This window comes from Leptospira mtsangambouensis (genome assembly GCF_004770475.1).
Classification (GTDB): Bacteria; Spirochaetota; Leptospiria; order Leptospirales; family Leptospiraceae; genus Leptospira_A; species Leptospira_A mtsangambouensis.
The window spans coordinates 392,295-404,946 of sequence record NZ_RQHK01000002.1; the positions used below are offsets into that span (position 1 = coordinate 392,295).

General features: G+C 39.5%; 12 protein-coding genes. 11 read left to right on the plus strand and 1 reads right to left on the minus strand.

The window, feature by feature from the left end; all coding sequences use genetic code 11:
• Positions 1-26: 26 nt before the first annotated feature.
• The 8 genes from EHR01_RS01710 to EHR01_RS01745 all read left to right on the plus strand — a co-directional run bounded on the left by EHR01_RS01710 (position 27) and on the right by EHR01_RS01745 (position 8,371).
• Positions 27-1,784 (plus strand): acyl-CoA dehydrogenase family protein, encoded by a 1,758-nt coding sequence (locus EHR01_RS01710; protein ID WP_135692898.1) that lies wholly within the window; start codon positions 27-29, stop codon positions 1,782-1,784.
• 43 nt (positions 1,785-1,827) lie between these two features.
• Complete coding sequence (locus EHR01_RS01715; protein WP_135693872.1) at positions 1,828-2,784, plus strand: amidohydrolase family protein; 957 nt, start codon at positions 1,828-1,830, stop codon at positions 2,782-2,784.
• A gap of 53 nt (positions 2,785-2,837) precedes the next feature.
• Positions 2,838-3,581 (plus strand): hypothetical protein, encoded by a 744-nt coding sequence (locus tag EHR01_RS01720; protein WP_135692899.1) that lies wholly within the window; start codon positions 2,838-2,840, stop codon positions 3,579-3,581.
• A 66-nt stretch (positions 3,582-3,647) separates the two neighbouring features.
• The gene (locus tag EHR01_RS01725; protein ID WP_341866988.1) at positions 3,648-4,964 is read left to right on the plus strand and encodes a TonB-dependent receptor; all 1,317 of its coding nucleotides are present in this window, start codon (positions 3,648-3,650) and stop codon (positions 4,962-4,964) included.
• A gap of 41 nt (positions 4,965-5,005) precedes the next feature.
• Complete coding sequence (locus EHR01_RS01730) at positions 5,006-5,938, plus strand: metal ABC transporter substrate-binding protein (RefSeq protein WP_244309993.1); 933 nt, start codon at positions 5,006-5,008, stop codon at positions 5,936-5,938.
• Positions 5,916-6,629 (plus strand): metal ABC transporter ATP-binding protein, encoded by a 714-nt coding sequence (locus EHR01_RS01735; protein ID WP_135692901.1) that lies wholly within the window; start codon positions 5,916-5,918, stop codon positions 6,627-6,629. The genes EHR01_RS01730 and EHR01_RS01735 overlap by 23 nt, the downstream gene beginning before the upstream one ends.
• Positions 6,622-7,476 (plus strand): metal ABC transporter permease, encoded by an 855-nt coding sequence (locus EHR01_RS01740; RefSeq protein ID WP_135692902.1) that lies wholly within the window; start codon positions 6,622-6,624, stop codon positions 7,474-7,476. Before EHR01_RS01735 ends, EHR01_RS01740 begins: the two co-directional genes overlap by 8 nt.
• A 7-nt stretch (positions 7,477-7,483) precedes the next feature.
• Positions 7,484-8,371, plus strand: coding sequence for a class I SAM-dependent methyltransferase (locus EHR01_RS01745; protein WP_135692903.1), 888 nt, complete (start codon positions 7,484-7,486; stop codon positions 8,369-8,371).
• Here the strand turns inward: EHR01_RS01745 and tmk are convergent.
• Positions 8,368-8,973, minus strand: a complete 606-nt coding sequence (tmk, locus tag EHR01_RS01750; protein ID WP_135692904.1) for a dTMP kinase — start codon at positions 8,971-8,973, stop codon at positions 8,368-8,370. The two genes, EHR01_RS01745 and tmk, sit on opposite strands and share 4 nt — an antisense overlap.
• A gap of 79 nt (positions 8,974-9,052) precedes the next feature.
• On the opposite strand from tmk, the gene EHR01_RS19180 reads away from it, so the two are divergent.
• The 3 genes from EHR01_RS19180 (at position 9,053) to EHR01_RS01760 (ending at position 12,652) form a co-directional block, all read left to right on the plus strand.
• Positions 9,053-9,217: a hypothetical protein gene (locus EHR01_RS19180; RefSeq protein ID WP_002973824.1), complete on the plus strand. Its 165-nt coding sequence runs from the start codon at positions 9,053-9,055 to the stop codon at positions 9,215-9,217.
• 192 nt (positions 9,218-9,409) lie between these two features.
• Positions 9,410-10,669 carry an EAL domain-containing protein gene (locus EHR01_RS01755; RefSeq protein ID WP_135692905.1) on the plus strand — a complete coding sequence of 420 codons (1,260 nt, stop codon included), beginning with the start codon at positions 9,410-9,412 and terminating at the stop codon, positions 10,667-10,669.
• 45 nt (positions 10,670-10,714) lie between these two features.
• The gene (locus EHR01_RS01760) at positions 10,715-12,652 is read left to right on the plus strand and encodes a B12-binding domain-containing radical SAM protein (protein WP_135692906.1); all 1,938 of its coding nucleotides are present in this window, start codon (positions 10,715-10,717) and stop codon (positions 12,650-12,652) included.

Sequence of the window (12,652 nt, forward strand, 5' to 3'; positions counted from 1 at the left end):
AAAGTCCTGCTTAAGGAGCCGACTGTATGATATCCAATAACTATTTTAACGATAACGATGACCTAATTGATCATTTTGATTCCCTTACTCCTTGGAACGAGGTAGTTGACCAATACGAACAAGGTTTTGAAGACTTTGCAGAATACCAAAAATCGGGAAAGGAAGAACTCGCGTTCGCTCCTGGAAACTATGAAGACGCCATTGAATTCTACCGTTCTACTTTAGAAGCTGGTGGGGACATTGCAGGAAATGATATTTCCCAAGTTTCCAAACAAATGGATGAAGAAGGCCTCAAATACAAAGACGGCCAAGTAAGTTTCCCAAAACCTATGTTAGATGTCGTTGAAAAAATCAAATCGGCGGGACTTCTTCCTTACGGAATCCACAGACATTACGGTGGATTGGGATTACCATCTGTCGTACAATCAATGTTATCCGAATGTGTTTCTCGTGGGGACGGATCTCTTGCCATCACTCTTGGTTGTATGAACCTTGCAGAAACTGTAGAACGATTCGGAACAGATGAAATGATCCATGAATTTGTTCCAAAAATGGCAGCTGGTGAACTTTGTGGAGCGATGGCTCTCACCGAACCAAACTACGGATCGGACCTTCCTAATTTACAAACCAAAGCAGTGAAAGGTGAAGATGGAACTTGGAAGATCACAGGAACCAAACGTTTCATTACCCACGCTTGTGGTTTTGGATCGGCTCCTTCCATCATTCTCACTCTTGCTAGAACAGGAACCACAACCAGTGGGGCTCGTGGGCTTTCTTTCTTTTTAGTGCACTCGAAAGATGTATTTGTGGCTTCCATCGAAAAGAAAATGGGACTTCACTGTTCTCCTACTTGCGAAGTTGTATTTGAAAACTCTCCTGGAATTCTTATCGGTGATGAAGGCAAAGGGCTTATCAAATACTCAATGGCCATGATGAACCAAGCCCGTCTTAACATTGCGGCCCAAGCAATGGGGATTGCGACTGCTGCTTATTTCGAAGGAAAAAAATATGCAGAAGAAAGAGTGCAGTTCGGTAAAACCATTAATAACATCACTGCAGTGAAAAAGATGTTGGAACGAATGGAACGAGAAGTGGCTGCTATGCGTTGTATTTTATACGAAGCAAGTTTTGCCGTAGACCAATATCGTTGGAAAGAAGAACGAGGAAAGATGAAAGGTCTTTCCGAGAAAGACATTAAAAAAGATGAATCTTTCAAAAAATGGGAAAAACTTGCCTCCCTATTTACTCCACTTTCTAAATACTACATCACAGAAATGGCTAACCTTGTGGCTTATGATGCGATGCAAATCCACGGTGGATCTGGTTATACAGAAGATTATGATGTCGCAAGACTTTATCGTGATGTTCGTATCACCAATATCTATGAAGGAACCACTCAACTCCAAACGGTAGCTTGTATTGGTGGGATTGTCTCTGGAATGACAGAAACAGGAATTTACCGCGAATACTTAAAATCGGAAATGGTTACTTTTGCAGCAAGCCAAGGACTAAATGATCTATTCAAACAATTTGAATCGGTTGTGGCTGAATTTGCAGAAATTGATTCTACTCCTCTTCGGGAAGAATTGGCTTTTGAAGTGGTAGAGTCTGCGGCTCGTTTCCACAATAGTTTGTTACTCGAAAGAAGCATTGGTCGTTCTAAGGTAGAAAGAAGAAACTATCGTAAGTCGATCACGGATGCCTACATCCTTGATAGTTCAGCGATCCTTGCGGCAAACTTAACCAAAATTCGTGGAAAGAAAAAAGCACCAGTCACTGCATAAACCAGTCGATACAAATCCTCTTCTTCCTTGTTACGCCTGTTTTATGGAAGAAGGGGAAGGTGTAAAATCTTCCAATCAACCTGACATTCGCCTCTCTTCTCCATTTTCTTGGAGGGGAGAAAGTTTCCCTCCCATTTTAGATTCCGAATCTCCCGATCATTTAAGTCGCATTCGTGATTTAGGAATTCCTTATATCTTCGATATCCACACTCATTTTTTTCCAGAGACGGTGATGAAACTCATTTGGCGTTGGTTTGACAATGTGAACTGGGCCATCGGATACCGACTGCCAGAAAAAGAAAGAGTGGAAAGGCTCCACCATAATGGGATCAAACGATTTACTACTTTAAATTATGCTCATAAAGTAGGTATGGCTTCTTCATTAAATGATTGGACTTATGCCAATTACAAAAATTGGGAAGGAGCTATTCCCTTTGGAACGTTTTATCCAGAAGAGGGTGTCCTTAGTTATGTGAAACAGGCAGTGGATGAGTATAAATTCCAAGGATTCAAACTCCACTGTGAAGTCTCCAAACTCAATTTAAATCATCCTGAACTTGCTGAAACATTTCTGTATTTGTTGGAAAAACAAATTCCGATTTTGATCCATACGGGAACGGCACCCCTACCTGGTGAGTTTACAGGGATCCAATTTTTTAAACCCTTTCTCGAAACCTATCCTACATTAAAAATCATAGTCGCTCATATGGGCGCCCATGAGATCTCCGCCTATGCTTCGTTACTTTCTGCTTATCCAAACCTGGCTCTTGATACCACAATGGTCTTTGTGGACTTTCTTGCTACGGGTAAAATAGAAGAGGTGGATGCGGCCGTTTCCTATTTAGAGACATACCAGGACCAAATATACTTTGGATCGGATTTTCCAAACATTCCTTATAACCTAAACCACCCCATCACTAAGATTTTGGATTTACCCATCAGTGACTTAGCCAAACAAAAAATTCTCTACAAGAACGCAGAAAACTTATTTTTTAAATGAAACGTGGTTGCATTTGCAACAGCGTTGCAAATGATAGGCCAACAGAGGTATTTATGAAATTGACTCGATTTTTCCTATTTTCTGTTTTCACACTCTCTGTTTTGAATTGTGCAGAACTGTTTTCCTCAAAAGAGGATCAAAATGATGACCAACTCATCCTAGCATTACTTGTGGGAGCTCGTTGTCCGACAACATCTGTCTCCACTCCTACTGTGGGAACTCGGTTCGATTTTACGAATTGTACAGGTGACGCTAACCTTGCCCTCGCAGGCTCTGGTTTCCAAGCAAGTAACGTAACACTAAGCGGTGGAATTGTTGGAACAAGTAACAACTCGACAATCATTACAAATGCTTCCAGTCTTTCTAATTCTGGTGGTAACAAAAAAGCATCGATTGAAATTGTATACCAATTGAACTCTGCTTCATCTACTATCTCCGCAATTTTACCTTCCACAACATCGTTTGGTGGACCAGGTTTTTTAATTAGGGATATAAGAGCAGATAAAATTGTAAATGGAACATCTTCTGCTTTTGGAACAGCTGGAGCTCCATGGTCATCTTCTGTAGGCCAAGAAAAAACGCTTTGTTTGGAAATTCATGAGGAAGGCGCCGGTGCGCATATTTTTGGATGGCAAGGTGCTTGTGCTACAGTGGATCGTAGTGCATACCAGTTTGAAGAAGAAGATGTCATCGTAATTTTGTCCGGGGATAGAGTGGCGCTACGAATCAATGGAGCAACGATTAAAAATATGACAATTTATAATCAATCCATTGGTACGGCAGGTTCTTTTCTTTAATTAAAAGGATTTCGATTGTATCTTCTCAGAATAAATCAACTAACAAAAAGAAAACTATTTCCACTTTTGGTGGTAATAGTTTTTTCTGTTTCCATTTGGTCTCAGTCATCTGAGTGGGAAAAAGAATTATTTGATTCAACGAAAGAAGAATCAAATCAAAAGCCAAAATCGCCTAAGGTAAATAAAGATACAATTGAAACTGATTGGGAAGCAGAATTAGATAAAGATTTAAAAGACCAAGAAACAAGAAGTAAATCAACTGAAGGTAGTCGTGGGGTTACTTCGAATGTGCAACAACCAAACCAAATCAACAGATCTGCTCAAAATTTGATGATGGATGTATCCGCAGCCATCGATATTGTTGGAGCTTGGGACAGGAATAAACCCAGAGGTACAGGCGAACGAATCGATAACAAACTAGATGTAAGATCTGCCGAGTTTGGTTTCACTGCTGCCGTTGACCAATGGATGCGGGCAAATTTTTTAGGTGCTGCCCATGGCGAAGACGGAAAGTATAATTTTGAAGTCCATGAAGCCAATGTTCTTTTTCCTTTTTTACCTTTTAATACTTCTTTAAAAGTGGGACAGATGTTTGTTGATATTGGTCGATTGAACCGTATCCACTTGCACGATCGACCGTTTACGATGAATCCGATCGTCCATGAAAAATTTATTGGTTTTGAATCAATCATGGATACCGGTGCAGAATTTAGTGTGTTACTTCCTTGGAAATGGATTACACAGGAACTTGTATTAGGTGCCACGAATGGTAAAAAGTGGGGACATTCACATTCGGAGGGACCACAAAAAAATAATCCAATGGGTTACGCCCACCTAAAACATTTTTATTATTTTGGAAATAACTGGGGGTCTCAATTTGGATTTTCAGGCGTTAGATTTGAACCAACAACCGATCGAAGAAATCAAAGGTATCTATATGGAATGGATGCTGTTTTACGTTGGAATCGATCCAATTTAAGAGAGCTTATGATTATGTCGGAGGGGTGGTACCAACAAGAAATCTTTCCTGAACAAATGGATCCGAGCACTTTTCAAAAATCCAAAGCACCATCCAGGGACCAATGGGGATATTACTTCTTTGTGGATTATAAATTTCACCAACTTTGGTCTTTTGGATACCGTTATGATTATTTTACAGATAAATCCCTTGTCGACAAAAATGGAAAATTAGCGGACAATGCAATCGAAGCCCATTCTGCACAAATTACTTTCCATAGTTCTGAATTTGGTAGGATTCGTGGGTCGATAGAAAGACGATACATCCAAGACTTTTCCAAAACAGAATTTCAGGAACAAAGGGAATGGCGATTTTATGTTCAAGCAGTTGCCATTTTAGGCTCTCACCCAGCACATAGTTATTAAGAGGAAAAATCATTATGTTACAATTACCAAACACGACAACGATGAATCGCAAAATAGATTTTTTTTCCTCCACTGCAGTTGTATTCTTTGTATTTCTGTTTACCTTTCCAATTTCTGCTAAAGTTTCCCTTGTCACAAGCGTTTCAGATATCAAATATATCGCCGAACAAATAGCAGGTGAGAGAGCAGAAGTTTCCGGGATGATTCGCGGAACAGATGACCCGCACTTTGTCATGACGAGACCCGATTTCCTAGTCAAACTTAGTGAAGCTGATATTCTTTGTGTTGTTGGTCTTGATTTAGAAGTAGGTTGGATTCCTTATCTCCAACAACAGTCAAGAAATATGAAAATCCAAAAAGGCCAACCGGGATATTGTGACACTTCCTTTGGTGTGAAGATCCTTGGAGAACCAACAGTCATGATGGATCGTTCTATGGGAGATATGCATATCTATGGGAACCCACATTATTGGAATGATCCCATCAATGCCATCCAGATGGCGCAAAATATAAAAAATGCCCTCACTCGTGTGGACCCCTTGAACGGAGAATACTACGAAGGGAATTTTAATGCCTTCAAAAAACGACTCATCCAACTCACAAAAGAAGAGATGAAAAAAATGGAACCGTATTTTGGTTTGAAGGTGGCCGTTTTTCATGATCAATTTGTATATTTGGCATCCCGGTTTAAATTTAACGCAAATTTAACCATAGAGGAAAGGCCGGGAGTTCCACCTTCTGTCCGTTATATGGATCAGGTGATTAGTTATATGACCGCAGAAAAGATAAAAATTATCTTGATTGGTCCCTATCACAATCCAAAGTATGCTGAGTATGTATCTTCGAAGGTTCCGGGGAGTGTGGTTGTCACTTTGCCCGTTTCTGTCGGAGGAAGTCCAGAGGCTCTCACTTACGAAGATACCCTGCGATTGATGTTACAAAAAATACGAGATGCAAGCGATAAAACCAAATAATCTAGAAACTTACGGTTCAATGATTCATACTGACGCACTTTCAGTCGGATATCGAAAGGAATTTCCAGTGGTTTCCGATATCCATTTGCAGATCCATTCTGGAAAAACATACGCTCTCGTCGGTGGAAATGGTGCAGGAAAAACGACACTCTTTCGTACGTTGACAGAACTTTTGCCTCCACTCTCTGGTTCTATATCTTTTTCCAAAGCATTTACTACTTCTTATGTACCCCAAGCCAAACGTATGTCCTTAGAATTCCCTTTGCGAGTTGAAGATGTACTTTTGATGCCAAAAAATATTGGCCTTAGTTTTTTACCAAAAAAGAAATTTTCAACTGAAGATTTGGCACTCATTGAAAGAACAGGTGTTAGTTCTTATTTAAAAAAACAAATCTCACTTTGTAGTGGGGGACAGTTACAAAAAGTTTTAATCCTACGTTCCCTTCTTACCAAAGCCAATTTGATTTTTTTAGATGAACCAATGGATTCTTTGGATCATAATGCAAGAGAACTATTTCAAACTGTTTTGTCCGAATACCTAAAAGAAGGGAATAGATCCTTATTTTTTATCACTCATAGTTTAGAACATGATTGGGGATTTGGATTTGATGAAATTTTTGAAATAGACGAAGGAAAACTCTACAATATCTCCAGTGGAGAAAGGCCACCAAACTGCCACCACCATGACTAATATACTTTCTAGTTGGACTTTATTTTTACCACAAATCCTTGTGGGTAGCCTTGTTGGTGCCCTTTTATCAGTTCTCGGAATATTAATCGTACTACGAGGTATGACTTTTTTTGGTGTCACATTGTCCCAAGCGGTTACTTTTTCTGTCGCCTTATCCTTGTTTATGGAATGGCCGGGAGAAATTTTTCCTATTCTTTTCTCATGCGTTTTAGTTTTTCCACTATTGTATGTCAGAAAACTAAGAGGGATGAAAGAAGAGGTCATTCTTGGAATTCTTTTTGTATTCTTTTCTGCCGCTTCGCAATTCATGTTGGCCCTTGGTGGGAATGTTCAAAACCATTTGATGGCTGCTTTTTTTGGTGATATTTTAACTTCACAAGTAAGGGCCGATTCCTTTGGAATTTACATCGCAATATTCTTTTTTATTCTTTATCTCAGTTTTTTCAGACGTTTTCTTTTTATCAGTTTTGATCGGGATGAATACAAAATCCAAGTGGGCAATCCTCTTCCATTTGATCTTTTGTTTTATATTATTTTGGCAGCCTCTCTTACCGTTGCCGTTAATTTACTCGGAACTTTTTATAGCATTGCCCATCTCATTTTACCTGTATTTGCCCTGTTACCAATCATTCGGTCCTTAAAACTATTAACTGTGGTATGTGTTTTGTTTTCGGTATTTGCAACTGTATCTGGTTTTTTAATTTCTCTTGTGGGAATAGAAAGAAATGGAGAGTTGATCTATTTCCCCACTTCCTCCAGCATCATCCTTGTTCTTTGCGGACTTGCATTTTTTCTCCATCTCGTTCGGTTTCTATTCACTTCCGTTTTTTCCAAATCTGTCCGATAGATACTATGTGGAACTAATCCCTTGTAATAGTTGCGGTGAAAATCGTTTCCGTCCTATTTTGACTAAAGAAAGCCCTCTGGGTGAATCTTTTTCCATTGTCTCTTGTGTTCGTTGCGGCCTTGTCCAAGTAAATCCCCAACCGGATTTTTTGGCGGTAAAAAAGTATTACGACGATTCTTATTTTACCCAAAGGACAGAACGAGGGTATGACAATTATTATTCTGATAAACTTCGAACAGAAATTTCTCGAGTGTTCCAACTCAATCTAAAGGATTTGGATTTTTTTTCTTGGGAGAAAGATCGTAATTCTTTTTTGTTACCAGGTGAAAAACTTTCCTCTTTGGACATTGGATGTGCTGCCGGTTACTTTGTGGCATACCAAAAAGATCGTGGTTACGAAGCCTTTGGAATTGAAATTGCCGATGGTCCTGTTCGTTTTGCGAGAGAAACCTTAAAACTAAATATCTTCCAAGAGAACTTTTTGGATTGGGACAATCAGTTCCAAAAACAATTCGATGTCATCACACTTTGGGCAACCATCGAACACCTTCACAAACCTAAGGAAACCTTAGAAAAAATTCAAAAACATTTAAAACCGGGTGGGGTGCTGATTTTATCCACTTGTCGTTATGGGTTACTGGCAAAACTGGGTGGGAAAAATTGGCGGTATCTCAATGTCCCTGAACATCTATATTATTACTCTTATAAAGGATTAAAAAATTTACTACTGAGTTTGGGTTTTGTGAAACCAGTTTCTTTTACCTATGGAAGTGGAATGACCTCACGCGCCGGAGCAAGTTTATTTTTCAAACTCCGGAAACGTGTGATGGACCAACTTGTCAAATGGTTTCAGTTAGGTGATATGATGGTGTATATGGTAAGGAAGATGGACTAACCTTCGAGTGATTTTAATATATCCTCAACACAGAAGGCCACCACTTCCTCAAGTTCTGCTGTAGCATCTACAAAGATTGTAGACTCAGGTAAAATAGCCAAATAGTTTTGGTAGATGCGGGTCTGTTCCGAATCTACATCAAAAACTTCTTCTTTTCCACCTCGGCTTGTTCTACGTTCTTGTGCTTCTTCTGGCGATAGGTCTAAAAAATAAACTCGGTTGGGTTCAGGAAATCCTCTATCTTCATTTTTATATAAGATATCGGCTGCATGTTCTTCGTCTCTACCTTGGTAAGCGGCAGTGGAAAAATAATAACGATCTTGTACAATTGATTTACCACTCTTTAACGTTGGTAAGATGACTTCATTAACAGAACATTCACGATCAGCAATAAAGGTTTCTATTTGTTCTTCTTTTGTCAGTTTGAGTTTTCCTTGTAGGAACTCTCTGATTTTTTTTCCGTGCACACTGTCTGTTGGCTCTCTATGCCATAGGTTTGGTATGGATTTTGTTAAAAGTACTTCCGATACCATTCGAGAGACGGTGGTTTTCCCGGATCCATCGATCCCTTCAAAGACAAAGAACTGATTATTTTGGGGCATATCCCCTCCATTTTAAGAATGGTCGTTTTTTCCTCGACTTATTTACTAAACTCGGCAATTTAGTCTAAGGAGCAAAAACATGAAAAAAATTTCGTCTATGCTGATCATTGCTTTTTTGGCTGTATTTATGATTAACTGTGCCTCTGAAGAAGTTAAACAAACGCCAGTTGTGGAAGAACCAAAACCTTCCAAAAAACCAAAATTGGATGATTCATTCAAAACTAGAGCTAGAGATATTAAATAATTTCTACTCAAAATAAGGACCACCCCGGGCAACTTGGGTGGTTTTTTTTTTACCATTCCGCTTAATTAATAAGCAAATTTAACTTTTTTCTCCAACACTTTTTCCCACTTGCCTTTTCTTTGGGCAATTTGCAGTAAAATTCCCTACAATGCTTATTGGTACCGATCTTGCATTAAATGATTGTATCCATCTATGATTACAGAAAGAGAAAGTCATCAGCTTCTGCGCGATTGGAAAGAATGGTTGTCTGGCGGAACCCTTGTCCCTGTTTTCCAACCCATCCTTTCGTCAGAATCCACTGGCATTTACGGTTATGAACTCCTTGGTCGACTTTCCACACCGGAAGGACTGGTAAGCCTCGGCGAATTCTTTTTATCCCAGACCTTTGGTTATGATGAAATTTTTTTCTTAAAAAAGAAAGTCGATGAAGAGATTCGTTTTTCGGCCTTACAAAAATTTGCAAAAGAAGCTCCAGCTGAAACCAAGTTATTTTTAAACATTTCACCGAACGTAATGTACCATACATTATTACAATTGGAAACGACCCTTCCACAAACCATTCAAATGGTGAGAGAAGTTGGAGTGGATCCAGAACGAATTGTCATTGAGATTACGGAAGAAAGATTTCCACATAATTTAGAATTATTACGACCCGTTCTGAATTTATATCGTCAAGAAGGATTCTCCATTGCTGTGGATGATGCCGGATCGGAGGCCAGTAATTTAGATCGAATCGGGCTCTTTCATCCAGAGATCATTAAGGTCGACTTACAGATGTTACGAAGGTCAACCTTCTCTAGAAACTTCAAAGAAATTTTACTAAACTTATCAAAGTTGGGTGAGTCTTTGGGAAGTAGTTTACTATTTGAAGGAATTGAATCGGAAGATGAACTTTACAATGCCTTAAATTATGGGGCAAGGTACATCCAAGGTTTTTATTTTGCCAAACCCGAACCACTATTTGCAAAACGATTTGATTATAGAACCGAAATGCAATCATCCTTAGAATACTTTCATGCACGCAAACAATCAGAGATGAATCGTCAAATCGAATGGGAGACCATTTGGAAAGATAAATTGTCTGAAATCATGATGGGATTTACCGAAGAGAATGGAATTTGGGAATGGAAGGGTGGATTTGAAACCAATGTTTTCGGAGATGGGGATTTTTTTCGGATGTACATCACAAACCCACTTGGGTTCCAGGTTTCTCCCAATTATTCTCGTGACAAAACGGGAACAATCGAACCGGATTATTCCTTTCTTGGAAAAAACTGGTCCTTTCGTCCTTATTTTTTTGAACATTTGCATAAATCCAAAACCAGCCGGGATGCCTGGACTCTCTCCCAAATGTACCATGATATCTCTGAACGAATGATGTTACGGACATTTGCTAGAAATCTTTCGGAAAATTTGATTTTATTCATCGATGTAGTGGTTTCAAGATCCTGAAAGGTTTTGCGAAAATCCCTCTCATTTGAGATCATGTCAATCGATATGGCAAAAATACAATTTTTGCAATTACCGGTGCCTCCTCCTTCCTACTATGCAGCCACGGGAAACGTTCCCCTAGCAGCTGCTAGTTTGGCAAGTTGTCTCGAGTCCAAAGAAGATCCCGTTTTAGGCATCGAACCCTTTGTCATTCCTCCGGAAGATACAGATTCTTTGGGAGACCTTGAACTCATTGAAAGGATCGTCAAAGAAGGACCTGATTTTTTAGGCCTCTCTCTTTATTTATGGAATACGGAACGTAGCCTTTACATAGCAAAAGAAGTTAAAAAACGAAATCCAGAAACAAAAATCCTTATAGGTGGGCCAGAGGTCAATGAAGACAACCCTTATGTTTTGGGGGAAGAGGGTTATGATATCGCTGTCTCGGGAGAAGCTGAACATAGCTTTCGGAATCTTATGCGAACCATCTTATCCCAATCATCTTTAGATGGACTCGAAAATGTGGCCTATCGGAAAGAAAACGGAACACTCACTTCCTTTGGAAAACAGGCAGCTGCAAATTTTCCTCTCACGGACTTTCCATCTCCTTATACCACGGGCCATTTAAAAGTAGATCCCAGACGTTCCACGTATTTGGAAACTGTTCGCGGTTGTAAATCGCAGTGTACATATTGTTTTTATCCTAAGTCTTCCCAAAATCTTCGGACTCTTGACATTCCAGAAACCATTCGATTGATTTCTGACTTAAAGGAAAAAGGAGCAAGGGAACTTGTTTTTTTAGATCCAACTTTCAACCATAGACCTGGTTTCGAAAACTTTTTAGATGCCATTGCTGAAGTAAACTCCGATGGCCAGATGTCCATGTTTGCCGAGTTACGTTCAGAAGGTGTGACACCAAAAATTGCAACTAAACTTCGTAAGGCGGGATTCACTCGAGTGGAACTAGGGCTTCAATCCGTAAACGAAGAAACTTTGAAACGTGTGAAGCGGTATGGTAGCCCACACAAAGTAGCAGAAGTTGCAAAGATGTTAGCTGGTGAAGGAATGGAACTACTTCTTGATCTCATCATTGGTCTTCCTGGTGACAAACCGGATGATGTGGAAAGAGGAGTTCATTTCTTTTTGGAACATGGTCTAGGGGAATGGGTCCAAGCATTTCCATTGTCCGTTTTGCCAGGGACGGCCATGCGCCGGGATGCAGAAAAAGAAGGACTTTCTTTTATGCCATCACCGCCTTACCGGATCATTGAAACACCTACCTTTAGCCCGAGGGACTTAACAGAGTCTTTGTACTTCGCAGAAGATTTACTAGAAAGACGACTGGATGAATTCCCAAGACCTTTTTTATGTGCACCAGATTCTTTAAAAAATGACAGAATGGATTTTGAGTTTTTAAGTTCAGGAATTCGTTTTTTTAGTTCTGGGTCTGAGAATTCATTTGCAAAGGCAAAGGATTGGTCGGGGAGTCGCCATCACAGTGTTTGGTTTCATACACAAAACTTAGGAAAGGATCTTTCCCAGATCCAAACATTCATCAAAGAACGAATTAGTTCCGAACCTTTTTCAACCATTGACTTTGTGATTCCTTTGGTCTCTGTTCCCAAAATAAAGGAAGTGGAAAATCTTGTTTCGACACTAGAGGCCAACAGAAATTCATATTTATCCAGAACTTTGGCGCATCGGGGAGAAAACCTCCAACACCGACTGGTCTTTGTGATCGATGGACAAAAGTTGGAACTAAAAAATTGGCGAGATAAAGAACTGGAATCTAGTGCCTATTTGATTTATGAAAAACTCCCCACCAGTAAAATCAAAAGTTTGGATCCTTCTGAAGAATCTTTTTATTTGGTGGATGGAGAAGAAATTGATCCAAAGGATTTTGAATTTTTAAAACAAAATATGGATCCAGAGACCATTACCTTTTCCTCTAGAAAATTAGAAGAAAGATGGTCCATGGAAGTATTAGGTTACGGAGAACTCTAA